This window comes from Gordonia sp. B8661-1, assembly GCF_059427765.1.
On sequence record NZ_JCAHRL010000001.1, the window covers coordinates 517,533 to 541,712 of the forward strand.

Sequence of the window (24,180 nt, forward strand, 5' to 3'; positions counted from 1 at the left end):
GGTGGTCTCGATCCGCCAACTCGCGCGCTCGCCGGATACTCGACCAACGGCACGACCAGCCACTCGACCAGCAGCACGACCGGCCACTCGCCGGCTACTCGACCAGCGGCACGACCAGCCATTCGATGGTCGAGTAGCGGTGAGTGAGCGCAGCGAACCCGCCGCGTATCGAGACCAGGCGTCGAACCTCGCTGTGGCTCAGATCTTTTCGCCGGGAAGTCCACCCGCGCACAACAGGGTCACGCGGCCCACGTTGCCACCGAAGTCGAAGGTGACGCGTTCGGTGGCGCCACTCCCCTCCTTCGCGACCGCCTTGCCGAGACCGTACTTCGGATGATTGATGCGATCGCCGACGGCGTAGTCGACGCGCTTGTTGCGACCACGCGTGGGATCGGAGGAGTACGACGAGCGGCCCCGCGCGTCCCCAAAACCGGAACCACCGAAACCTGAACCACCGAAACCGGATTCGCGACCGAAGACACCGCCCGACGATCCGTGGTGGCGACTCATGGACCGCTTCGGCTCGGTCCGCCGCCAATCGACGAGATGCTGCGGGATCTCCTGCAGGAAGCGGGATTCCGGATTCGACACCGGCTGCCCCCACGACGCCCGCATCATCGACCTGGTCACGTACAGACGCTTCTTCGCGCGGGTGATGCCGACGTAGGCGAGCCTGCGTTCCTCGCTCAGTTCGGCGGGGTCGCCGAGCGCGCGCATATGCGGGAAATGGCCGTCCTCCCAACCGGTCACGAAGACCACCGGGAACTCCAGCCCCTTCGCGGTGTGCAGGGTCATCAGGGTGACCACCCCGTCCCCTTCGTCGGGGACCTGATCGGCGTCGGCCACCAGCGACACCTTTTCCAGGAACGCCGCCAGTGAACCCGGTTCGGGTTCACCCTCGCTCGCGGCCTCGGCCTCCGGATCGATCTCCTCGTCGAGGTCGTCGTCGGCGGCCAGCCCGGCCGCATCGGCACTGAATTCCCTTGCCACCGCGACCAACTCGTTGATGTTGTCGAGGCGGGCGCCGTCCTGCGGATCGCGGGAGGCCTCGAGTTCGTCGCGATAGCCGGTCCGCTCGACGATGGCATCGACGAGTTCACCGATGTCGGCTCCCTCCTCGCCCGCGTCGATGACCGCGACGTCCTCGGACGCATCACCCGCGGCGCCGAAGGTGGCCAGGAAGTCGGTGCGCAGCCCCTCGATGAGCTCGACGAAACCGCCGATCTGCTTCACCGCGCGGGTGTTCAGCATCGGCACCTTGCCCTCGGCACCCTCGATGAGCGCCTGATAGAAGCTGATGCCGCGGTTCTCCGCATGTACGGCCACACAGGCCTCGGCACGGTCGCCGATGCCGCGTCGCGGGGTGTTGAGAATACGCCGGAGACTCACCGAGTCGTCCGGGTTGGCGATCACCCGCAGATAGGCGACGACATCCCGGACCTCTTTGCGCTCATAGAATTTCGTGCCGCCGACAACCTTGTACGGGATGCCGTGCCGGACGAACACCTCCTCGAGTGCGCGTGAGCCCGTGTTGGTGCGGTAGAACACCGCGATGTCGGAGTACGAGTAGGACGACGAGCCGCCGATCGAATAATCGGTGAGTTCCTCGATCTCCTTGGCGATGAACATCGATTCGTCGCGATCGGAGTCCGCGACGTACCCGACGATCAGATCGCCGTCTCCGGAATCGGTCCACAGCCGCTTCTCCCGGCGATTGGAGTTGCGCGCGATGACCGCGTTGGCGGCGGACAGGATCGTCTGCGTCGACCGGTAATTCTGTTCCAGCAGAATCGTTTCCGCATTCGGGAAATCCCGCTCGAATTCCTCGATGTTGCGGATCGTCGCCCCGCGGAAGGCATAGATCGACTGGTCGGCGTCGCCGACCACGCAGAGCTCGGACGGCGGGACCTCGAGGTCGTCGGCGGCCGAGTCGACACCGACGAGCTCACGGATGAAGACGTACTGCGCGTGGTTGGTGTCCTGGTACTCGTCGACCATGACGTGCCGGAACCGGCGGCGGTAGTACTGGGCGACATCGGGATGACGCTGGAGCAGCGCCACCGTCTCACCGATCAGATCGTCGAAGTCGAAGGCGTTGGCGGCGCGCAGCCTTCGCTGGTATTCGCCGTAGATCTCGGCGATGGTGCGCGCCGCGGGATCGCCCTCGTCGACACCGGCCAGCGCGGCCTCGGGACCCACGAGTTCGTTCTTGAAGTTCGAGATGGCGACACCGACCCCGCGGGGGCTGAACTTCTTGGGGTCGAGCTCCATGTCCCGGATGATCATGCCCAGCAGGCGTTTCGAATCATCGGCGTCGTAGATGGAGAAGTTCGAGTTCATCGACTCCAGCAGGCCCGACTGGGCGCGGAGAATGCGCACGCACGTGGAGTGGAAGGTCGACACCCACATGTATGCGGCTCGCGGCCCGACCAGGTCGATGACGCGCTCGCGCATCTCGGCGGCGGCCTTGTTGGTAAAGGTGATCGCGAGGATCTGCCCCGGCGTGACATCGCGTGCCGCCAGCAGATAGGCGATGCGGCGGGTGAGTACCGCGGTCTTTCCGGAGCCCGCACCGGCGACGATCAGCAGCGGCGCCCCGGAGTGCAGGACCGCGGCACGCTGCTGCGGGTTGAGTCCGTCGAGGAGCGCGGTAATCCGTTCGTCCGTGGATGCCGGAGCACCGGCAGGGGTCGCGAGAGCGCCACCTGTGGCGGGGGCCTCGCTGCCACCTGTGGCAGGGACCTCGCTGGCACCTGTGGCAGGGATCTCGCTGGTGGGGGCCGGTTTGTGGGCAGAACTGGTCATCGCACACCAGGCTACCCGGCAGCGCCGACAGTCCCGGTACCCGTGCCCGTCGGTCGCCGATCGCCCGATTCTTCGGCCGCTCCCGGTACGATATGTCCGCAATTCACGATGAGCCGGACCTGCGAAATCCGTGACGGGTCATTCAACCGGCCCATAGCGGGAAACACGCCGAAATGGTGTGCTGTCATCGTGAGCGTGAGCCACGGGGGACGCCCTCCGTCGGGTGAAGGGGTCTGGATGAATCAGCAGAAGCGCACGTCCGTGCCGGCACTACTGTTCGGCATCGCGTTGCTCGCGCTCGTCGTCGCACTCATCGTGTCCTTCATCCCGTTCTCGACGAACGGCACCGCCGCCACCACCACGGCCTTCGCCGCCCAGAAGCGACTCGACGAGGTGGCGCTGAAATTCGGTTCCAGTCCCGGAGCGAAGTACACCGGAAAGATCACCTCGGAGTCCGCCGACGGCGACGACACCAAGACCATCGAGTTCAGCAATCTGACCGTGGCATCGACCAACAACGCCGAGGGTGAGATCACCCTGAACGGCACCACCGCGCAGTTCCGCCAGATCGGCAACTACCGCTACGTGAACGGGCCGTCGAAGCTGTGGAGCGATCTGTTCGGCAACGGCGAACTTGTGCAGGTGCTCGACCTGAAGGCCACCGAGAACACCTGGACCGACCTCACCTACTCGGGCATTCCGAGCGTCGGCGAGATCCTCTCGCCCATCCTCCTCGCCGGCCGTATCGGCAACACCGAGCGCGTCCGTAAACCGGAGCTGGGGCTGGGCCTCGCCGCCCCCAGCAAGGGACTGCCGGATGCGCGGTACTGGCCCACCAGCGATCCCGAGATCACCGTCGTCGGCGACGACAAGATCCGCGTCGGCGACATGGAGACCACCTTCGATCGGGAGTCGAAGACCGTCAGCCACATCACGGGCACGTTCACCCGCGCCAACAAGTCGAAGGTCACCATCGACACCGATGTGACCCCGATCGGTGGTGAAGAGATGACCAAGCTGTTCGCCAACGAACGTTCGCTGGCGCAGGAACTCGTGAGCACGCCGGCGCCCGGTCTGCCGTTCGCCAAGGGGCTCTACAGCGTCGAACGCACCGGCGCCGACTGCACCACCGCAGCCTGCGACTTCAAGGTCGTCGTCAACGCCGCGCTCCATCCCCAGGCCGCCGCGGATCTCAAGTACATCACCGGCCACGTCAACGTCGGCGTGACCGTCAGGTTCGAGGTCGACGGCCGTCCGGCCGGGGAGGCCGGCGGCACGTGCCAGAAGGTGATCACGGTGCCGGTCGGCGGTCGTGGCGAGGCGATCTGCACGGCCACCAACATGCCGCCGGGCGCGCGCCGCATCCAGTCGAAGTCGGACTGGGAGTTCATGCCCTTCATCGACATCAAGCCGGAAACCCTGAACGAGTACATCGACAATCAGGAGAAGTCGAGCAAGCTGCCCGTCACGATGATCCGGACCGGTCACAAGAAGGGCGAGGCCGCGACCTACAACGACCGGGTGACCGGTCTGCCGTCGAGCTACGCGGTGAAGGAGAAGGACTACGTCTTCGACGGGGTGGGCCCGGGCGGCAACCTCTTCGTCACCTTCGGTCCCGGCTATGCCGAACACGTGACGGGCGCCAACTTCGACGAGTCGTGGGACGGCACCAAGCTGATCACCGACCAGTTGAAGGAACAGATCGACGCCGCGGGCGAGCGCGAGATCACCTACTTCGTGTCCGAGCCGGAGACCCTGATCGCACTGCGTCTCCTGTTGCTCAAGGAGGGCGTGGACGCGCAGAAGGTCCGCGTGCTCGCGGTTCCGCTGGACTGACGCGGGAGGCGGTCAGCCGACGAGTCGCGCGTCGGCCACCTCGCCGACCCGGCCCTCACCGGTGTGCAGCGTGAGCCCGGGCGTGAGGGGACGCAGCGACACCGTGCGGCCCTGTCCCTCGACCTGGACGTAGACGACGTGTAGCCCGGCCTGCACTGGTATGCGGACCGGGCGGCCGCCGTCGAGGCCGACCTCGACCTCGCCCGGTTGATCCGCGCAGTAGGCGAGCGCGACGGTCCACCGCCAGCGGATCAGCGGACCGTCGAGCATCAGGCGGGTCGGGCCGGTCACCTCCGGCCGGTCGCAGGCGCCCCGCCCGGCCTTGATGGTGCGGGCGCGGGTCACCCCGCCGGGCGCCAGATTGCCCTGATTGTCGAGCACGTTGAGCCGGTCGGTGGTGTTCCCGAAGTCCGGCCGGTCCCGCACCCGGCCGAAGACATGGCTGAGCTGATTGTTCGGATAGGCAACCGGCAGAAGCACTTCCAGCGGCAAGGCCTGATCGAGCATGGTGTGCTCGCGGTTGTCGGCGAGCGCCCGCTTCGCATTCGCGAGATACTCCCCGGTCGGGTCGTCGCGCCAGGAGTCCGCGAAGGACGTCAGTGAGAACACGGCCGACACGATGCCCACCGCACCCACCACGGCCCCGGCGGCGGGCATCCAGGTTGCCGTCCGGCCGGGCGCCGACCGTCGCGCGGCGCTCACGCGTTCCGGCGCCGCGACGATCAGCGCGATGCCGATCGTGATGACCAGCGCGGTGTCCGGCAGGTACCGCATGGTCTGGGCGAGCTCGAGCGCCGTATTCGCGCTCGACCGATTCCACATCACCGGGATCTGCGCGACGACCGCGTACAGCGCCACGGCGACGACCACCGCCGTCGCGCCGCGCCGGCGCAGCACCGCCCACGCCACGAGTGCGGCCAGCACCACCCAGCCCGCGATCATCATCCAGGCCGACGGAAATCCCATGGGCGGGCTCGGAATCCACCGATCCCACGTCCACGGACCGCCGACGAGTGAGGGCACCACCGCATGATCGATGGAGCGCCACACCAACTTCGCGGTCTGGGCGAGCGAATGCTGTCCGGCGGTCGCATCGGAGAGGGAGAAGAAGATGAGGGTCCACACCACGAAGATCACGCCGAGGACGGCCCACAGGCCGCGCGCCGCGGTGAACGCGCGGATCAGAGGTGAATCGAGGGCCCGGGCGTCATCGTCCGCGGTCGGCCCCCGGTCCGGCTCGTCGGCGGTTGCGGTGCCCGGAGGCGACCACCGGGCGGCCAGCACCGCCGCGACGAACGCCACCGGCAGGATGAACAGCGACTTCTCGAAGAACAGCAGCGCCAGGACGAAGACCACCGACGACCGGATGACCACCGCCCGCGTGGACGGGCCGACCGGGTCGTCCACCCCGCGGCGCCGTACGAGCAGCACCGCGTCGGCGACGATCCAGACCATCGCGGCCTGTAGTGGCAGCGTGTTGAGAGCCGCGGCCCACCAGGTGAAGGCGGGCACGGTCATCGGGGTGAAGAGGTAGAACGCGAGTGCGGCGAGCGCACCGGCACGTGCCTGTGGTGCGAGCACCCGGATCATGCGCCAGACGGAGAACGAGGCGAGTGCCTGTCCGAGGATGAGCGTGACGGCCGGCAGCACCCACTGCACCGGGGCGATGAGCGTCGTCAGTCCGGCGACCAGGAAGGCCGCGGGCATGACGTGGCCGTCGTGGCTGTGCCCGAGGTAGTCCCAACTGAGGATCGGATGCGAGGATGCCCGCCCGATGAGGATCAGGTCGTCCCAGTAGAAGTTGCCGGTCAGGGCCAACCAGCCCCGGATGATCAATTGCACCACGATCAGCACGAGGGCGATCGTCCACATCGTCCGGCGATGATCGGCTCCGGGCCGCTCGTCGCGCCCCCGACGATCCTGTCCGACCTGCCCGCTTTGCCCCCGGCGCCCACTCAGCATGGGGTCCAGTGTCGCGGCCCCGATCCGCTGGACAAAATCCCCAGCGTGGCAGAATCGTCGGCGTGACCGACGACTCCACCGACCCCGGCGACAGGACCGCGACGCCGTTCGACGCCGACGATTACGATCTCGGCGACGACGTCTCGGCACTCGACGACGACATCGATGTATTGCGTCTCGAGATCGACCGGCTCGACGCGATGATCCTCGCCGCCATCAAACGGCGATCCGCGGTGTCGAAGAAGATCGGTGCCGCACGTATGGCCTCGGGTGGGCCCCGCCTGGTGCACAGTCGCGAGGTCAAGGTTCTCGATCGGTTCTCCGACCTGGGCCCGGAGGGTCACACCCTGGCGATGCTGCTGCTGCGCCTGGGCCGCGGTCCGCTGGGCCGGTAGCGGTAGGCCCGCCGCTCACGTCGGATGTCCGGATGACGGCCGGGACGACGCATCGCGGCTGTGATCCAGACCGCATAGGGTGAGGATCATGACCGACTCCGGCAGTGGCTATCAGACCAGCGAGCGAACCGACTCCGACACCGGCGATCACGAGGACATCACCGCCACGCAGACGTGGCAGGCGCTCACCGCGCATCAGCCGCATGTCTATTCGATGCATCTGCGGGAGATCTTCGCGGCTGACCCGAATCGCGGGCGTGAACTGACCGTCGACGCCGGTGATCTGCACATCGACTACTCCAAGAACCTGGTCCTGCGGGACACGATGGAACTGTTGTTCAGTCTGGCGAGGGAAACGGGACTCGAGGACAAACGCGACGCGATGTTCTCCGGGAAGCACATCAACACCTCGGAGGATCGCGCGGTCCTGCACACGGCCCTGCGTCTGCCGTCCGACGCGACGCTGACCGTGGACGGACGCGACGTCGTACACGATGTCCACGAAGTCCTCACCGCCATGGGCGAATTCACCGATCGCCTGCGCAGCGGCGAATGGACCGGCCACACCGGCAAGAAGATCACCGATGTCGTCAACATCGGCATCGGCGGTTCCGATCTGGGCCCCGCCATGGTCTACGGCGCACTGCGTCATTACGCCGACGCCGGCATCCGCTGCCATTTCGTCTCCAATGTCGACCCGGCCGACATGGTGGGCACGCTGGCCGACCTCGATCCCGAGACGACATTGTTCATCATCGCGTCGAAGACCTTCACCACTCTGGAGACGCTGACCAACGCGGCCGCCGCCAAACGCTGGTTGCTCCAGGGACTCGACGCCTCCGAGGAGGCGATCGCCAAACATTTCGTCGCGGTCTCCACCAACGCCGACGCGGTGTCCGAGTTCGGTATCGACACCGCGAACATGTTCGGATTCTGGGATTGGGTGGGCGGCCGGTATTCGGTCGACTCCTCCATCGGCCTCGCCGTCATGGCCGCCATCGGGAAGGAGAATTTCGCCGACTTCCTGTCCGGATTCCGTGTCATCGACGAGCATTTCCGTACGGCACCACTCGAGCAGAACGCTCCGGTGATCCTCGGCCTCCTCGGAGTCTGGTACACGAATTTCTGGGATGCGCAGACCCGGGCGGTCCTCCCCTATGCCAACGACATGGCGCGTTTCGCCGCCTATCTACAGCAGTTGACGATGGAGTCGAACGGGAAATCGGTTACCGCACACGGACATCACGTCACGACCGACACCGGGGAGGTGTTCTGGGGCGAACCCGGCACCAACGGACAGCACGCGTTCTACCAGCTCTTGCATCAGGGCACACGGCTGATCCCGGCCGATTTCATCGGCTTCGCCCGGCCCACCGACGATCTGCCGACCGCCGACGGCACCGGCTCCATGCACGACCTGCTGATGAGCAACTATCTGGCGCAGACCAAGGTGCTGGCCTTCGGCAAGACCGCCGATGAGATCGCCGCGGAGGGCGTCGACTCTCATGTGGTGGCCCACAAGGTGATGCCGGGCAACCGGCCGTCGACCTCGATCATGGCGCCGGAACTGACACCGTCGGCGATCGGGCAGTTGATCGCGCTCTACGAGCACCAGGTCTTCGTCGAGGGGAGCATCTGGGGTATCAACTCCTTCGACCAGTGGGGTGTGGAACTCGGGAAGAAGCAGGCGATCGAGATGCTCGAGACGATCACCGAGAAGCAATCCCCTGCCCCACAAGGGGATTCGTCCACCGACGAACTCGTGCGCTGGTACCGCGAACAGCGGGGGCGCACCCCCTGACGCCTCAGGCCCAGCGGTCGTCGTCGAAGACCTCGTCGGGAATGGGGGCGCCGGGCTCGACGCCCAGCTCGTCCAGACGTGCCATCAACGTGGCCGCCACCGCGATGAAGGTCACGAGATCCTGTGGCTCCGTTGACCTCTCGGCCGGGTCGCCACCCATGAACTCGAGGACGACGGGCGGCACGCAGTCGCCCATGTCCAGCGATCGGGTGCCGGTCGCGGTGCGCCACGCATCAAAGCTTGCGTCGTCGACGGCCTGCGCGATGTCGCCGGAGCGTACTGCCGCGAGCACCTCGTCGACGGAGGTCAGCGGGCCGGAGCTGCCGCTCGACGGATCGAAACCCACCACCGTGTCGGGAGCGATCTCCGGATCGTCGTCGAGGGTGAAGTAGACGATGCCGCGCCAGTCGGCGGCCAGCACGTGGACCGTGCGGCCGAAGACGTCGCCGAGTACCTCACCGACCTCGGATCGTCGCTGCTCACCGAACAATTGAAATGCGCCATGCGCAACCGTCTGTCCTTGTTTTGCCGACACACCGGTCACCTTACGCACACGACGCCCGGGTGGCCCGGCACGCACGGCCGCGCGGCCTGTCGCCTGCGACCGTCGGTCCGAGCCGGCCCCGGCCTGATCTCAGCGAGTCGCAGGCCCCGGGCGGGGCGGCCCACCGAACGGTCCCGCCGGCGGCGGACCGGCCTGCGGGAAACCTCCCGTCGCAGGTGGCCCCTGCGGCGGGAAACCTCCCGCGCCCGGTTGCCCCTGCGGACGGAACGGACCCGTGGGCGGAGCAGGTTGCGGGGGCACCGGTTGTGGCGGCATCGGTTGTGGCGGCACCTGCCGAGGGGGCATCGCCCGGCCGGGCCCCGGCGCGGTCGGTGACGGACCACCCATCGGCGGACCACCCGGTCGACCGAATTGTTGAGACGGCGGAGGCGGCCCCTGCGTGATCGGCGGGCCGGGCGGCCCGAATCCGTTGCCGCCCATCCCCGGAGGCATACCCATCGGTCCCATCGGCGGCGACGGCTGCCGCTTGCGGCGCCGTAGCAGAAGGATGATTCCGCCGACGATCAGCAGGGCCCCCACCCCGATCAGCGGCCCCAGCCAGACCCACATACTCATGCCCGACGATTCGTCGCCCTGCTCGGCGCGCAAGGTGACGCCGTGACTCTCCAGATAGGTCCGCAGCGCCGCGTTGTCGGTCGTGAAATAGAACGAGGAGATCGCGTCGGTCTTGGATCCGAAGGAGTTCGTGCCGATGACCGCACCCTGGGTATTCACCGTCGGCCCACCGGACATTCCGGTGCCCATCTCTGCTGACACCTCGGTGCGGACCAGGCCGCCCTGCACGGTTTGCCGCGAGGACACCGTGCCGCCCTTGTAGGACGGCTGCGGCACGGTCGACTCATCGACCACGGCGCCCACGGCGCCCGGGAAACCGATACTCGTGATCTGGTCACCGGGTGACGGCGTCCGGGACGAGATCACCAGGGCGGTCAGCTTTTTCGATGTATCGACCTTGAGAATCGCGTTGTCGCCGTCATCGAATTCCTGGAAGTCGACGACCTCGACGGGTGTCTCCTCACCGAAGACCCGGTAGTCGCTGGCTGGCTGGCGGACGGTGACCTCACGATCGGTCTCGCCGACGGTGCCCGCCGCGTTGCGCACCGGCCATTTGTTGCGCTTGGCGGTCTCCAGGGTGGTGAGCGCCCATTCCTTGTCGCGATTGCCCGCCTTCACCAGTTCGATGATCGCCTGCTCGCGCAGACCGTTCAGGATCTCGTCGTCCTCGCCGTTGACGCAGTGACCGGCCGTCGCGATAAATCCCTTCGGATCGACGATGTACCCGGTGCATCCGGTCTTCATGGTGAGTTTCGGGGTCCACAGCGGGCCGTCGACGAACGGCACCTCCACCTGGCCGCTGAACTCCGTCGTGATGTGTACCAGCGACGGCCCGACCTGTTCGGCGATCGAGTGGGTAGGGGGCGCCGCGCCCGCGACCGGTTGCACCCCCAGGAGCGCACACAGCACCGCCGCTCCCACGGCCACACATTGGAGAACTCGCCGCGCCATGAGCCTGACCCCTGTTTCTCATTCGTTTCGTTTCCCACGAACGTGGTGCGCATTGGTCGAGTGCCTTCGACCGTCGATCATCGTCGCGGCTCGTGGGTGAGATTATCGCAGAGCACCGAGACATTCCCGTTCACGTCGTACGACCGAATGAACCTCAGACCAGCCGGCGGGTGATACCCCGGGGCAGGTGACGCAGCGCCGCGGCGATGGGGACCCAGGGCCAGGACGGCACGGGCGCGAACGCGGGCTCCTTGTCGATGGCCCCCACGAGGGCGTCGACGCCTTTGTCGGTGTCGGTCATCATCGCCGTGCGCACACCCCGGTTGATGTCGGTCTCGATGTAGCCCGGCGCGATCACCGACACGGTGATCGGCGATCCGGCGAATTCCGCCTGCAATCCCTCGCCGAGCGCCGTCAGTCCGGCCTTCGATGCCGAATACGCCGCCTGCGCCTTGGGCAGACCCCGCACCGCGCTCATCGAGCTGATCAGCACCAGGTGGCCGCGGTTCTGTGCCCGGAAGATCTCCAGCGCCGCCTCGGCCTGAGCCAGCGCGCCGACGAGGTTGGTCTGCACCGTCTCGATGTTCGCGCCGGCGTGTCCGGTGCCGAGGGGCGCTCCCTTGCCCAGGCCCGCGTTGACGATGACGCGGTCGAGGCCGCCCAGTTCGTCGGCCAGGGCACCGAAGACGGCCGGTACCGCGGCGGTGTCGGTGACGTCGAGCGCGGCGGTCGCGATCTGCCCGGACGACGCGTCGCGCAGTTCTCCGGCGAGCGCGTCGAGCCGATCGAGGCGCCGCGCGCACAACGCCAGGTCGCGGCCCCGAGCGGCGTACCGCCGGGCCATCCCCTCGCCCAGACCGGAGCTGGCGCCGCTGATCAGAATCTTCTGTCGGGTGGGTGCACTCACGGCCGCCAAGCTACCCGGTGCCGCACCGTGTCACTTGAGCAGGCGCGACATGCGACGGTCGGCGAGCACCTTGCCGCCGGTCTGACATGTCGGGCAGTACTGGAAGGAGCGGTCGGCGAAGGACACCTCGCGGACCGTGTCCCCACACACCGGACATGGCAGTCCGGTCCTCGCGTGCACGCGCAACCCGGTGCGTTTCTCGGATTTCAGGCGCGCGACCTCCTGACCTTCGAGCCTGCCGATCGCATCGGTCAGCACCGAGCGTGTCGCGTCGTAGAGTCCGTCGACCTGCGCCTCGCTCAGCGACTTGGCGGTCGCGAACGGCGAAAGTCTTGCCGTGTGCAGGATCTCGTCGGAGTAGGCGTTGCCCACCCCGGCGATCGTCCGCTGATCGGTCAGCACGTTCTTGATGCGGCCGCCGGCACCGGCGAGGATCTCGCCGAACTCCTCGCGGGACAGCGCCAGTACGTCGGGCCCGAGTGTGGTGATCCGGTCGATCTCCGCGACATCCCGCACGATCCACACGGCCAGTCGCTTCTGGGTGCCGGCCTCCGTGACGTCGAAACCCTCCCCCGGCATCCCGCAGTGCACCCGCAGCGCGATGGGTCCCTTGCCGCCCGGTTTCGGCGGGGTCTGCGACAACTGGTCGCTCCAGCGAACCCATCCGGCCCGGGACAGATGGATGACCAGGGCGATCGCCGGTTCGTCGACCTGCTCGGCGTTTCCGGGAATGGTGGTGATCACCAGATACTTGCCGATGCGTCCGACCGATTCGACGATCCGCCCGGTCAGCGCCGTATACGGCGGGTCGGCGGTCTTGAGCACGGCCAGTGAGGCCACGTCGACGCGGCGGATGGGAAAACCGGTGGCACGATCATCCAGGTACGCCGCGATCGCCGCCACCTCGGGAAGCTCAGGCATGAGTCCATTGTGCGGCATACGGGGTGCGAACACCGCCCGCTCACGCCGACGCGGTCACCGGACGTGATGTAGTAGGTGGATGACCTCCCGTGTCTCCGACGCCGATCTGGCCGCACACCTCGCCGAAGGCGCCGGCGAGGTGTTGCGTGGTGTGCTGCACGGAGATCTGCTCATGGGCCGGCGGCTCGGCGATCTCGGCGACGCGATGGCCCAGACCTGGATATCGCAGGTCCTGCAGACGCATCGGCCCGACGACGCCGTTCTGTCCGAGGAGGCCCGCGACGTCGGCGACCGGATGCGGAACCGGCGCGTGTGGATCATCGACCCTCTCGACGGCACAAAGGAATTCGCGAACGGTTCGAACGACTGGGCGGTCCACGTCGCACTCACCGTCGACGGCGAGGTCACCGAGGCCGCCGTCGCGCTGCCCGCGACCGGGGAACTCTTCCGGTCCGACACCGTGCCCGCGCCGCCGGGACCGCTCACCGGCCGGATGGCCGCGTCCCGCTACGGCGGCTCCTACGAGTCCGCCTGGGTGTCACGCCGCTTGTCGCTCAACATGATCGGCATCGGCTCGGCGGGTGCCAAGGCGATGGCCGTGGTGCGCGGCGACGTCGACGCCTACGTCCACGCCGGCGGGCAATACGAATGGGACAACTGCGCACCGGTCGGGGTCGCGCTCGCCGCCGGACTGCATTGCAGCCGGCTCGACGGTTCCCCCATCGTCTACAACCAGCGTCACCCCTACATGCCGGACTTCGTCATCTGCCGCACCGAGATCCGCGATGCGACGATGGCCGCGCTCGACGAGGTCTGGTGACCCGCGGGAACGTCGGACGGGACCACCGGGCTCAGTCGGAGCGCCCGGACCGGATGAGGTAGATGTCCATGATCCAGCCGATCCGCTCGCGCGCCTGCGCGCGCACGCGGACGATCTCGTCGGCGACATCGCCGACGCGGCCACTGATCAGCACCTGATCGTCGGTGCCGACGTAGGCGCCCCACCAGATGTGATCGTCGGGGTGAGCGGTGTGGCGGAATGCGAGATCACCGTCGAGCATGACGATCTGATTGCCGTCGGCCCCGGCCGGGGTGTCCGGCAGCCTGCGGCCGGTGGTGATGTGGATCGGCTCGCCGATCCGGTTGGCGGTGATGCGGTGCGCGGCGGTGAGCGCACTCGCACTGGTGACGCCGGGGATCACCGTGACATCGAGATCCAGGTCGGTGTGCGCGATCAGATCGTCGACGATCCGTAAGGTGCTGTCGTACAGGGCCGGATCGCCCCAGACGAGGAAAGCCGCCACGCCGCCGTCGGGTACCTCGGCGCGCAGGACGTCGGCGAACAACTCGGCGCGGACGGCATGCCATCGGCGCACCTCGGCGTCGTAGTCGGCGGGGTTCCGGTCGCGTGGCGGATCCACCACCTCGACGACCCGGTGTCCGGGCGCCGCGTGCTCGGCGAGGATCTGTGTGCGCACCTCACCGAGCGACCTGCGCGCATCGCCCTTGTCGAGCATGAGGAAGACGTCGACGCCGGCGATGGCATCGATCGCCTCGAGGGTGATCTGCCGAGGGCCACCGGGTCCGATCCCGATGACCCGCAACGCGATTCGCATCGACTGCTCAGATCTTGACCGAGGGCAGCCCGTGCTTGCGGGCCGTCATGTCCAGCACCCACTGCCGCGGCACCAGGCGCCGGAGCAGAAAAACGATCCCGGCCCGGTTCCCCTTGGCGTAGAACGGCTTCGGATGTTCGGCGAGCGCGGCGTCGACGATGACCTCCGCCATCTGCGCACCCGAGATCCCGGCGTCCTCGTTCTTGCGGGTGGCCGCCGCGAGGGTCTCGTACTCGGCGCGGTAGGGCGAATCGGCACCGATGTGGATGCTGCGGCGATCGCCGATGCCGGTGGCGATGGTGCCGGGTTCGACCGAGATCATCCGGATGCCGTACGGCGCCACCTCGCGGCGCGTGGCCAATGCGAAGGCCTTGAGTGCGGACTTCGTGGCCGCGTAGGTGGATCGGAAGGCGACCGGGAAGCTCGACAGCATGGACCCGACCATCACCACCGTGCCCCGGCGCCGCTCCCGCATGCCGGGCAGCACCGCCTTGGTGATCGCGACGGGCCCGAAGACGTTGGTGGCGAAGAGTTTTTCGATGGCCTCCATGGAGGTGTCCTCGAGCGCACCCGCCTGGCTCTCGCCCGCGTTGTTGATCAGGATGTCGATGTCGCCGACCTCGTCGACGCATTCCTGCGCGGTCGCGTAGTCGGCGTTGTCGAGCCGCACATAGCGGACGCCCGGGATGGGGTTCGCGACCGAGCCGGGATGCCGGCTCGTCCCGTACACGGTGTGACCGCGTTCGGCGAAGAGTCGCGCCACCTCGGCGCCGATGCCGCTCGACGCGCCGGTGACCAGGACGACCTGCGGTGTATCTGTCTGTGCAACCACACTGTCACCGTATACAACAGCGGGCCCGGCACCACATGGTGCCGGGCCCGGAAGACGTTCCGTCGTCGGTCTACTCGGTGGTATCCGCCTTGTGATAGCCGGCCGCCTCCGCGGCGGATTCGGTGGCGAACCAGATCTCCGCGACGACCTCCCGGTACGTCGGCAGACCCGGCGTGTGGTAGCGGCCCGAGTCGGCGTCCCCCTTGATGGGATAACCGTCCGGCGCCTCGGCCCGATCGTCGAGAGGCAGGTGAGCACCCACCGGTACCGGCGTCTCGACGCCGCCCTTCACGTAGGTGCCGATGCCGTCGCCGGAGCCGTGCTTGGCCGCGCTCGCAGCCGCGGCACCGGCGGCAGCGGCACCGCCCACTCCTGCCGCACCGGCCAGACCGGACGTGCCCGGCCCGGTGCCATCACCGGAGTCCGCGGCGCCCGTCCCGTCGGCGGTACCCGTCGCCGCATCTGCGCCGGTGTCGTCGCGACGGCCCTTGATGGCCGCACCCGCCGCCGCGGCACCCGCGGCAGCGGCCGCCGCGGTGCCCGTGGTGCTGGTCTTCAGATCCGTGGTCCGCGCACCGGCGTCCGGCCGATCAGCGGTCGTGGTCGCCGAGGCGCCCGAGGCCGGGCCGACGAGCTGGGGATCCGGTGTGGTCGCGGTGGGCCGGCGAAGATTGCGCCACAGCCACGCCAGCAGCAGACCGAGCAGGACGATCAGGAACGGGATGATCAACCACCACCAGTTGAACTCGCTCTCCTCCGAGCCGGTCACCTCCGTGGCGGTGTCACCGCTCGGGGCGGTGGATTCCGTCGCCGGGGTGGTCGCGTCGGGTGTGCCGGCGTCCGGCATACCCGGTATCGCCACGCCCGACAGGGCGGTGGCCCAGTTGACGTTCGGGGTGCCGGCCCACGCCCCGGTGGCCTTGTTGAACGTCAGCGAGCCGTTGGCGAACTTCTGCGTGATCTGATCACCGGAGGTGGTGGCAGCAGCGACCGGGGCGCCCAGGTCGGCGCCCAGTTTGTCGGTGGCCGCCGACATCGGGCCGCGCACGACCCACGCCCCCGTCGACGGGGTCCAGTAGATCTTCGGTGCGTCGGCGGCCGCGAACTTCGCGACACGGCTCACGGGACGGTACTCGGCGGGCCCCTCGTTGGAGGCCGGGAACCCGAGGGTGCCCGCGGGTCCCTGCTCGGCGCGGAACTTGTCGAGGATGGCGCCGTAGAGCACGGCGGCACCGGTCTTCTCGGACCAGAACACGGAGCCACCGGCGAACTTCTGCTCGAAGCCGTCACCGGCGGGCACGATGCCGCCACGCTTGGCGCCGAGGCCGTTGCCGGCCTGCCCCTGGTCGGCGTCGCCCTTCTGCACCTGCTCGGCGAGCGTCGTGATGGCCTTCTCGGCGTCGGCACGGGGATCAGCGGCGGCCTGGGGCGCCATCAGCAGCGCCGCACTCGCCGTCGCGATGAACCCGAGGAGCACTCCCCGGGCCCGGACACCTCGTCGTGTCTGTGAAGTAGTCATTCCACCTCAACTCGTCTGTATGGGTGAGCGGCTGTATCCGCCCAACGTCATAATCTGCCCTATATAACCGGTAGGTGCCGAGCGAACCGGAAAAGACGTGATGATCGTCATGCCGATATCTCGCGCATAAACGGTGATTCCGCAACGGTGATTCCACGGAGCGGAACGATCATCCACACCATTCTGCTTATCGGCACGACACCACGAAAACCGTTCGGCGCACAGCGGATTCATTCATCGATCGGGCACCGCGGACGGCAATTCCGGAACTGCCGGGCCCAGCGTTTGTTCTCGGTTGCATTTCACTGCCCGAAATCACGATTGTTCCCGGCACAACGGGAGGAGAAGACCTCTCAGGAGTGCTCCCGGCAGGATTCGAACCTGCGACACCGGCTTTAGGAGAGCCGTGCTCTATCCCCTGAGCTACGGGAGCGGACGGCACCCGGTGATGGTGGCCGACGTCGAGAGTCTACGTCAGCGGCAGCCGGGTTCCGGCGTCGGCATGATCTCAGAGCACCTGGCGGGCCACGAGTTCGCAGGTGACGACCATCGCGATCGAGCCGACGGCCAGTAGCGCGACGAGGACGAACAACTGCATGACCGCCGCCGCGGTGGTCGACGCGCCGCCGAGCACCATGCCGACGAAGGCACCGGGGATGGTGACGAGGCCGACCGACCGGGTCTGATCGATCCCGGGCACCAGCGCGGTGGCCGCGGCGGTCCGGGAGATCTCCATCCGGGCATCGCGGGGCAGGAATCCGAGCGACAGTGCGGCGTCGACTTCGCCGCTGCGCGTGCGCAATTCGTCGTGCGCACGGCGCCCGGCCAGAGACGCCGTGTTCATCGCGCCCCCGAACATGATGCCCGCGGTGGGGATGATGGCGAGCCCGGTCGCCGGCAGCACACCGATCAGTACCAGGATCACCACGATGATGATCGTCGGCGCGGCAACGGGAATCAGACATCGCAGCCCACCGGTCACGCTGCCCGCACCGGAAGTGATCCGCCCGGCGGAGAACCACGCCGCGGCCAGTGCCATCACCGCCACGAAAGCCCAGGTGGCCCAGATGTTCTGGATGACCACTCCGAGAACGGCGGCCAGGGCGGCGAGTTGGACGGCCGCACGGATCGTCGCCACCGCGGCCTGCCGCGTGAAGCCGGTGTCCCCGAGCGCGTTGACCGCGACCGCCAGCACCGCAAGGACCACCACGACGACGGCCAGCATGGGGCCGATCCGGATGACCGCATCCCCCACCGACGTCATCGGATCACTCCGTCCTCCGGCGGATTCGCCGCCACCGCACGGGCTCTCAGCGGCCCCATACCGATTGTGCGCCGTAATCGCCGACGAGGAGGGTCATGACGATGGCCCCGATACCGACCGCGACGACCGCCAGACCGAGAATCCATGCGGCGACCGTCCGCACCGTCGGCGACAGCACACCACCGGCACGGTCGACGATCTGCGGGGTGTGCAACGCCCAGAACAGCACGATCGCCACGAAAAGTGCTGCGACCCAGCCGATCATCTGCCCGCCCAGTTCGGTGTGCTCGGCCAGCTTCGGATTGCTGCCCGTCGTCTTCTCCAGCGCCTCGCCCGCCGACGTGGTCAGTGGCGTGATGACCATCGCGACCAGCGCGACGATCGGCGTGATGACGCCCAGTCGCCGTCGCGCGGCGGGCCAGACGACGGAAAGAATCCCGAGCACACCCGCCAGCGGTATGCTCACGACCGCGAGGTGTACGAACAGCGGATGGGCCGGCAGCCCATTGATGGTTTCCACAATTCGAAATCCTAACGCGCAGTGACGGTTTGCGCCGAGTTTTGATGACCGGAGAAGCGTCCGATCCCGGTTGTCGGATTCGCGACCCGCCGTAGGGCCACGGTCACGAGGTCGGGTATCACCAGCGCCGACGCGGCACCGACCGCGAATCCGGCGAGTACATCACTGAGCCAGTGCACACCCAGGTAGAGACGAGTGCCCGCGGCCAGCGCGACGATCACGATGCCGACCGTCACCATCCACCGGTGGACCACCGGACGTGCGGACACCGACCCGAGGATCGCGACCCCGAGCACCAGTGCGCTCGTCCCGGTCACATGACCCGACGGGTAGGAGTACGTCATCTCGGCGACACCCGCGTGGTAGTGCAGCGGCGGCCGGGGACGCGCGACGATCAGCTTGATGACCTCGGTGATCACCGCGGCCGAGAGAACCACCGCCACCAGCGACAACGCACGCTCCGCCGACCGGTCACGGACCAGAAGGATCAGGGCCGCGACGACGGTCCAGACGGACACCAGAACCGGTCCGAAGATCTCCGACAATCCGGCCACCACCGAGGTGTCGCCACGATGTCCGACGATCCAGTCGGTGAATCCCTGATCCGCCAGGATCGGCCCCTGATGCCCGATCAGCACCACCCCGGTCACCAGCACCACCATCAGCAGGCCCGCGGCCGACCATCCCCGTCTCATCGCATCGTTCATGGGTCCATGCTGGTCAACCGACGCTTAGTGAACGCTGAGTGACGGCCTCGGCACGAACCGGACACGCGCTATCGTCACAGAGGTGGAGGCGGACGGATCGACCTGGAGACGCCGACTGGCGCGGTGGACCCGCCCGGTCCGCACCCGGCTGACGCTGCTGGCCACCGCGATGGTCACGGTGGCCCTCGCCGTGGCGGCCGCCATCCTGTTGCTGACGATCCACCAGGTGCTCGTCCACATCGCCGACTCGTCGACATCGGCACGCGCACACCAGATCGCCGATGCCATCCGCACCGAGGGCATCGACGGGATCGACGGCCCGATGCTCACCACGAGCCGCGACATCGACCTCATCCAGATCGTCGACGGCGACGGACGGGTGGCGCTGTCCAGCCATCCGCGCGTGACACAGCCGCTCACCGCCCCGGTCGCCGCCGGGGTGCAGCGGACCATCCGCGAGGCGCGGGCGATGCCCGACGGCACCGAATACCGCGCCACGATTCTCGGCGCCGACTCCACGAGCGGCCCATTCACCATCGAGGTCGGTACGTCCGAACACCGACTCGACGGCACGGTCGCACTCGTCGCGGTGCTGTGCTGTGTGTTGTTCCCGCTCATCGTGATCGGGATGGCCGTGCTGACCCACTATTTCGTGGGCCGCGCACTCCGGCCCGTCGATGACATCAGACGACAGGTCGACGACATCTCCGGCGGCGACACCCATCGTCGCGTCCCGGTACCGCCGACCGGCGACGAGATCGCCGGACTGGCGGGCACGATGAACTCGTTGCTGGACCGTATCGACACCGCGCGGACCCAGCAGACGCGCTTCGTCAACGACGCCTCGCACGAACTGAACAGTCCGCTCACGACGCTCGTGGGGCTGCTGGACCTCGCAGGTGAGACAGGTCAGGGACTCGATGCGGCCACCGTTCGGACCGTGATGATGCCGGAGGCGATCCGGCTGCAGAGCATGGTCTCCGACCTGCTGTTCCTGGCGCGCGCCGACGAGAACGGAATCCCGTTGCGGCTCACCGATGTCGATCTCGACGACATCGTCGGCGCCGAGATCGATCGCCTGGAGGCGTTGGGGCGGTGGCAGATCGGCGCGCATGTCGTGCCCGCACGTGTCCGTGGGGACGTCGCGACCCTGACCCGGGCACTGCGCAATATCGCGGACAACGCTACACGGCACACCACCGGACGACTCACCTTCGACATCTCCCTCGACGCCGGCGGCGCGAACGTCACCGTGACCGTCTCCGACGACGGACCCGGCATACCCGACGCCGACAAGAGCCGGATTCTGGAGCGCTTCGTCCGCCTGGTCGACTCACGCGAACGAGACGGTGGCGGTTCGGGTCTCGGCCTCGCGATCGTGGCCGAGATCGTCCGTGCGCACGGCGGCACGATGATCGTCGCCGACACTCCCGCAGGCGGCGCCACCGTCGGATTCACGCTGCCCGTCGACGCGTCCGACGATCAGCCGCCATCGGCGGCGAGCCGATAGCCGACGCCGCGCACCGTCTCGATCGCGTGGGTGCCGAACGGCACGTCGATCCGCTTGCGCAGATAGCTCACGTACACCTCGACGACATTCTCGTCGCCGCGATAGTTGATGTCCCACACCGAATCCAGGATCTCCGCCTTGGTGAGCGCCTCACCCTTGCGGCGCATCAGGAATTCCAGCATCCCGAATTCCCTTGGCGTCAACGTCAATTCGGTCTCTCCGCGGAATGCGGTGTGCGCGGCCGGATCGAGCCTCAATGAGCCCGCGACGAGCACGGCCGGGCGCACAGGCGCGCCGCGACGGACGAGAGCGCGCAGTCGCGCGATGAGCACCACGAACGAAAACGGTTTGGTGAGATAGTCATCGGCGCCTCCGTCGAGCGCCTCCGCCTGGTCGTACTCACCGTCCTTGGCGGTGAGCATCAGCACCGGCGTCCAGACGCCGCCCGCGCGCATCCGGTGCAGCACCTCATATCCGTTGAGACCGGGCATCAGGATGTCGAGAACGACGGCGTCGAACGGCTCGGTGGTCGCCTTCTCCAGTCCGGCCACGCCGTCGTACTCGACGTCGACGACCCAGCCCTGCGCGATCATCATGCGCCGCACCGTCTCCGCGATGTTGCGGTCGTCGTCCACCACCAGCACCCGCATGCGGTCATCATCCCATGCGTGTGCCGGGCGCCACGCTCACGAACCCGGTACGAGTTTGCGCAGGAGTTCGGTGAGCTGGTCGATCTCCGGATCGGACAGGTGTTCGCCGATGAGTTCCCGGATCTGCGCGGCATGGATGGTGCGCATGTCGGCGATCGCGGACCGGCCACGATCGGTGAGAGCGATGTCCTTGCGCCGGGCATCGGCGCTGGAGGCCGTGCGGGTGACATACCCCGCACGCTCCAGACGCCCGACGAGCCGCGTCGCGCCGCTCTGGGTGAGCAGCAGACGATCGGTGAGGTCGATCGCGGAGATCGGCTCGTCACCGGACCGGTCGATCCAGAGCAGCGCCTCGAACTCCGGCAGGCTCACCCGGTACGCGTCGTCGAGCACCGTGCACATCTTCGCCGACAGGGTGCCGTACGCCGTGATCAGCGCATGCCAGGCATCGACCGCATCCATCCGGCGTCAGCTTTCCGGGTATTCGGTGCGGCCGTCGCCGTGCTTGGCGAAGCGCGGCGTCGAACGCTCGTACACCGGGCCGTCCGACGGCCAGGGCCAGCCGCCGAATTGGGTACGGCGGTAATCGTCGAAGGCCTCCTGGATCTCCTCCGGGGTGTTCATCACGAACGGTCCGTACGAGGCCACCGGTTCGTTGATCGGCACGCCCTGCAGGACGAGGATGGTCGCCGGATCGTCACCGGTCTCGAGCCGGAGCGCGCGCTGCTCGGTCTGCGGGTAGCCTTCACCCTCAACGACCCGTGCGCCGTCGACGGTCACCGATGCGTGGTCCCCGTGCACGTACAGCAGCCGTTCGGTGGCCGCGTTTCCGGTGGCGGGCAACGTCATCGAGGAGTTCGGTGCCATGTCGATCAGCCAGACCGCCACGTCGGCGTCCGGATTCGACGCCCATGAGGCACGCGGCGGCGATACCGGTGCGGCGCCGTCGAATTCGCCCGCGATGACCATCACCCGGACGTCGCCGGTGGCGTCGGCCGGCACGACGGACGGGATGTCCTCACGCCACTGCATGGTGAACTCCGGCGGTTCCTTCTTGCCGCTCGCCGGCAGGTTCAGCCAGATCTGATACAGCTCGAAAGGGTTGTCCGCGTCGGTGTTCAGCAGGGGGAACATCTCGGAATGGCTCACGCCCCGTCCGGCGGTCACCCACTGGACGTCACCCGCGCCGTAGCGGGCGCCCGCACCGGTCGAGTCGGCGTGATCGACGAATCCGCCGCGCACGATGGTGATGGTCTCGAACCCCCGGTGCGGATGCCCGGGGAAGCCCGGCACCTCCGTGCCGTGATACATGCTCCACCCGGACGGATGGCGAAAGTCGTTGCCCAGCGGGCGATTACTGATGTCCTCGGCGGGTCCGAGATTCTCGTTGCCCCGCGGGTATGCGTCGACGTGCCGGCTGGCGAAGATGAACGGTCCCACTCCGCGCCAGGGCCGGCCCAGGTCGACGACCTGGTTCTGCACTGTGGCCATTGCCCACACCTCTCTGTTCGTCATTGATGTCGCTGTGGTCGCCACCGATACGGCGCGACACCCCAATCAATGCATGCGCAGGCTTATATATTCCCCGGCGTGTGCACCGGCCGCTGATGGAGTAGTCGGCGAGCGCCAGCCCCCCCGGCCGCTGATCGAGTAGTCGGCGAGCGCCAGCGAGTCGACGTATCGAGATCTCGATACGTCCTCGGCTGGCGCCTCGGCCTACTCGATCAGCAGACACGGCCGGCGAGTCGACGTATCGACTTCCCCGTCAATGAGGCACGCGCAGCGCTCAGTCCAGCGCTTCGACCTGGGCGGTGAGCTTGGACTCGGTGTGCCGGATGGCCTGCCCCACCACGGGCTCGATGATCGCCGCGAGTGCCCGGCCCGCGAAGCCGCCGGGCAGGTTGTAGGCGAACTCGACGTCGGCCTCGGTGCCGCCGTCGACATCGCTGAACCGCCAGGTGGTGCTCACGTCGAGACCGTCGACGGAATCGAGACGGACCACTTCGCTCTCGACGTATTCGGTGACCCGCAGAGTGCTGTTGAGCGACTTCGGACCGATTTTCATCGTCGCGGCAAAGGTGGCACCGAGGCCGACGGTCTGTTCGGTGACCGGATCGAAGCGTGTGACGCCGAACATCCAGTCCGGCACGGTCTCGTGGGCATTCACGTAGTCGAATGCCAGCGCGCGCTCCCGCCCGACCTTGGCCGTATGCCGAATGACCGCCATGAGTGTGTTCCTCCCCTAGCCTGGGTTCCCCGACTTCGAATCGACGAACATGGTATCCATCACACCTGAATCAGGCGTGACACCACTCCGAGATACGCGAAACCGCCGATATCAGGCCTCGCCGAGAGTCAGCGATATCCGGCGGAGCAACTCGGCGAGCGTCGCCCGCTCGTCGGCGGACAACGCCGCCAGGGCACTCTCGTCGTCCACCAGCCGACGGGGAATCTCGGCGTCGACGAGGCGGCGTCCCTGCTCCGTCGGCGCGAGCAGCACCACCCGCCCGTCACGGTCGGACTTCCGTCGTTCGATGAGTCCACGGCGCGCGAGACTGTCGGTGAGCTTGGTGATCGAGGCTCCGCTGAGCATCGTCGTGGACACCACGTCGCCGGCCCGCAGCGGGTGATCGGCCCGGACCAGCGCACCGAGCACGTCGAATTCCGATCGCGTGATGTCGTGCGCCTCCAGATTGCGGTCCAGCCGGTGGCTGGTCAGCGCCGCGATCCGCTGGATGCGGCCGAGTACGCCGATCGGCGCGGTGTCGAGGTGCGGGTACGCCGACGACCACTCCTGCTGGATGCGGTCGACCAGGTCGGACATTCCGGCGTCCTCTCCGTCGACATGTTCACCACTCATTGAT

At 67.7% G+C, this 24,180-nt stretch carries 22 protein-coding genes and 1 tRNA gene; 5 read left to right on the top strand and 18 right to left on the bottom strand.

Going from position 1 to position 24,180, the window contains the following annotated elements; translation table 11 throughout:
* Nucleotides 1-198: 198 nt before the first annotated feature.
* Nucleotides 199-2,805 (bottom strand): UvrD-helicase domain-containing protein, encoded by a 2,607-nt coding sequence (locus AC4JJG_RS02385; protein WP_495399123.1) that lies wholly within the window; start codon nucleotides 2,803-2,805, stop codon nucleotides 199-201.
* 237 nt (nucleotides 2,806-3,042) lie between these two features.
* Between AC4JJG_RS02385 and AC4JJG_RS02390 the strand changes: the two genes are divergently transcribed.
* A complete protein-coding gene (locus tag AC4JJG_RS02390) occupies nucleotides 3,043-4,641 on the top strand; it encodes a hypothetical protein (RefSeq protein ID WP_495399122.1) in 1,599 nt (532 codons plus the stop codon).
* A 12-nt stretch (nucleotides 4,642-4,653) separates the two neighbouring features.
* On the opposite strand, the gene AC4JJG_RS02395 is transcribed toward AC4JJG_RS02390, so the two are convergent.
* On the bottom strand, nucleotides 4,654-6,513 hold the full coding sequence (locus AC4JJG_RS02395) for a hypothetical protein (RefSeq protein ID WP_495399618.1): 1,860 nt from the start codon (nucleotides 6,511-6,513) through the stop codon (nucleotides 4,654-4,656).
* 152 nt (nucleotides 6,514-6,665) lie between these two features.
* Here AC4JJG_RS02395 and AC4JJG_RS02400 point away from each other — a divergent pair, with 152 nt between their 5' ends.
* On the top strand, nucleotides 6,666-6,998 hold the full coding sequence (locus AC4JJG_RS02400) for a chorismate mutase (RefSeq protein WP_495399121.1): 333 nt from the start codon (nucleotides 6,666-6,668) through the stop codon (nucleotides 6,996-6,998).
* Nucleotides 6,999-7,086: 88 nt separating this feature from the next.
* Nucleotides 7,087-8,799: a glucose-6-phosphate isomerase gene (gene pgi / locus AC4JJG_RS02405; RefSeq protein WP_495399120.1), complete on the top strand. Its 1,713-nt coding sequence runs from the start codon at nucleotides 7,087-7,089 to the stop codon at nucleotides 8,797-8,799.
* A 4-nt stretch (nucleotides 8,800-8,803) separates the two neighbouring features.
* Here the strand turns inward: pgi and AC4JJG_RS02410 are convergent, their stop codons facing one another.
* From AC4JJG_RS02410 to AC4JJG_RS02425, 4 genes are all read right to left on the bottom strand, one after another.
* The gene (locus AC4JJG_RS02410; protein WP_495399119.1) at nucleotides 8,804-9,334 is read right to left on the bottom strand and encodes a hypothetical protein; all 531 of its coding nucleotides are present in this window, start codon (nucleotides 9,332-9,334) and stop codon (nucleotides 8,804-8,806) included.
* Nucleotides 9,335-9,433: 99 nt separating this feature from the next.
* On the bottom strand, nucleotides 9,434-10,840 hold the full coding sequence (locus AC4JJG_RS02415; RefSeq protein ID WP_495399118.1) for a S1 family peptidase: 1,407 nt from the start codon (nucleotides 10,838-10,840) through the stop codon (nucleotides 9,434-9,436).
* A gap of 184 nt (nucleotides 10,841-11,024) precedes the next feature.
* Nucleotides 11,025-11,777, bottom strand: coding sequence for an SDR family oxidoreductase (locus tag AC4JJG_RS02420; RefSeq protein WP_495399117.1), 753 nt, complete (start codon nucleotides 11,775-11,777; stop codon nucleotides 11,025-11,027).
* Nucleotides 11,778-11,807: 30 nt separating this feature from the next.
* The gene (locus AC4JJG_RS02425) at nucleotides 11,808-12,698 is read right to left on the bottom strand and encodes an Fpg/Nei family DNA glycosylase (protein ID WP_495399116.1); all 891 of its coding nucleotides are present in this window, start codon (nucleotides 12,696-12,698) and stop codon (nucleotides 11,808-11,810) included.
* A 79-nt stretch (nucleotides 12,699-12,777) separates the two neighbouring features.
* On the opposite strand from AC4JJG_RS02425, the gene AC4JJG_RS02430 reads away from it, so the two are divergent.
* Nucleotides 12,778-13,518, top strand: coding sequence for a 3'(2'),5'-bisphosphate nucleotidase CysQ (locus tag AC4JJG_RS02430; RefSeq protein ID WP_495399115.1), 741 nt, complete (start codon nucleotides 12,778-12,780; stop codon nucleotides 13,516-13,518).
* A gap of 31 nt (nucleotides 13,519-13,549) precedes the next feature.
* Here the strand turns inward: AC4JJG_RS02430 and cobF are convergent, their stop codons facing one another.
* The 7 genes from cobF to AC4JJG_RS02465 all read right to left on the bottom strand — a co-directional run bounded on the left by cobF (nucleotide 13,550) and on the right by AC4JJG_RS02465 (nucleotide 19,156).
* Nucleotides 13,550-14,314 carry a precorrin-6A synthase (deacetylating) gene (cobF, locus tag AC4JJG_RS02435; protein ID WP_495399114.1) on the bottom strand — a complete coding sequence of 255 codons (765 nt, stop codon included), beginning with the start codon at nucleotides 14,312-14,314 and terminating at the stop codon, nucleotides 13,550-13,552.
* A 7-nt stretch (nucleotides 14,315-14,321) separates the two neighbouring features.
* Nucleotides 14,322-15,146, bottom strand: coding sequence for an SDR family oxidoreductase (locus tag AC4JJG_RS02440; RefSeq protein WP_495399113.1), 825 nt, complete (start codon nucleotides 15,144-15,146; stop codon nucleotides 14,322-14,324).
* A 70-nt stretch (nucleotides 15,147-15,216) separates the two neighbouring features.
* Nucleotides 15,217-16,665, bottom strand: coding sequence for an LGFP repeat-containing protein (locus tag AC4JJG_RS02445; protein WP_495399112.1), 1,449 nt, complete (start codon nucleotides 16,663-16,665; stop codon nucleotides 15,217-15,219).
* A gap of 360 nt (nucleotides 16,666-17,025) precedes the next feature.
* Nucleotides 17,026-17,098 (bottom strand) — tRNA-Arg (locus tag AC4JJG_RS02450).
* A 75-nt stretch (nucleotides 17,099-17,173) separates the two neighbouring features.
* The gene (locus tag AC4JJG_RS02455; protein WP_495399111.1) at nucleotides 17,174-17,929 is read right to left on the bottom strand and encodes an ABC transporter permease; all 756 of its coding nucleotides are present in this window, start codon (nucleotides 17,927-17,929) and stop codon (nucleotides 17,174-17,176) included.
* A 46-nt stretch (nucleotides 17,930-17,975) separates the two neighbouring features.
* Nucleotides 17,976-18,449 (bottom strand): DUF2231 domain-containing protein, encoded by a 474-nt coding sequence (locus tag AC4JJG_RS02460; RefSeq protein ID WP_495405737.1) that lies wholly within the window; start codon nucleotides 18,447-18,449, stop codon nucleotides 17,976-17,978.
* Between the two features lie 11 nt (nucleotides 18,450-18,460).
* Entirely contained in the window at nucleotides 18,461-19,156 is a 696-nt protein-coding gene (locus tag AC4JJG_RS02465) for a phosphatase PAP2 family protein (RefSeq protein ID WP_495399109.1), read from the bottom strand.
* A 169-nt stretch (nucleotides 19,157-19,325) separates the two neighbouring features.
* On the opposite strand from AC4JJG_RS02465, the gene AC4JJG_RS02470 reads away from it, so the two are divergent.
* Complete coding sequence (locus AC4JJG_RS02470; protein ID WP_495399617.1) at nucleotides 19,326-20,666, top strand: sensor histidine kinase; 1,341 nt, start codon at nucleotides 19,326-19,328, stop codon at nucleotides 20,664-20,666.
* On the opposite strand, the gene AC4JJG_RS02475 is transcribed toward AC4JJG_RS02470, so the two are convergent.
* From AC4JJG_RS02475 to AC4JJG_RS02495, 5 genes are all read right to left on the bottom strand, one after another.
* Nucleotides 20,639-21,316: a response regulator transcription factor gene (locus tag AC4JJG_RS02475; RefSeq protein ID WP_495399108.1), complete on the bottom strand. Its 678-nt coding sequence runs from the start codon at nucleotides 21,314-21,316 to the stop codon at nucleotides 20,639-20,641. The two genes, AC4JJG_RS02470 and AC4JJG_RS02475, sit on opposite strands and share 28 nt — an antisense overlap.
* Before the next feature lie 36 nt (nucleotides 21,317-21,352).
* Nucleotides 21,353-21,778, bottom strand: a complete 426-nt coding sequence (locus AC4JJG_RS02480) for a MarR family winged helix-turn-helix transcriptional regulator (protein WP_495399107.1) — start codon at nucleotides 21,776-21,778, stop codon at nucleotides 21,353-21,355.
* A gap of 6 nt (nucleotides 21,779-21,784) precedes the next feature.
* Entirely contained in the window at nucleotides 21,785-22,807 is a 1,023-nt protein-coding gene (locus tag AC4JJG_RS02485) for a pirin family protein (protein WP_495399106.1), read from the bottom strand.
* A 295-nt stretch (nucleotides 22,808-23,102) separates the two neighbouring features.
* Nucleotides 23,103-23,543, bottom strand: a complete 441-nt coding sequence (locus AC4JJG_RS02490) for an SRPBCC family protein (protein ID WP_495399105.1) — start codon at nucleotides 23,541-23,543, stop codon at nucleotides 23,103-23,105.
* A 111-nt stretch (nucleotides 23,544-23,654) separates the two neighbouring features.
* Nucleotides 23,655-24,176, bottom strand: coding sequence for a MarR family winged helix-turn-helix transcriptional regulator (locus AC4JJG_RS02495; RefSeq protein WP_495399104.1), 522 nt, complete (start codon nucleotides 24,174-24,176; stop codon nucleotides 23,655-23,657).
* Nucleotides 24,177-24,180 lie beyond the last annotated feature (4 nt).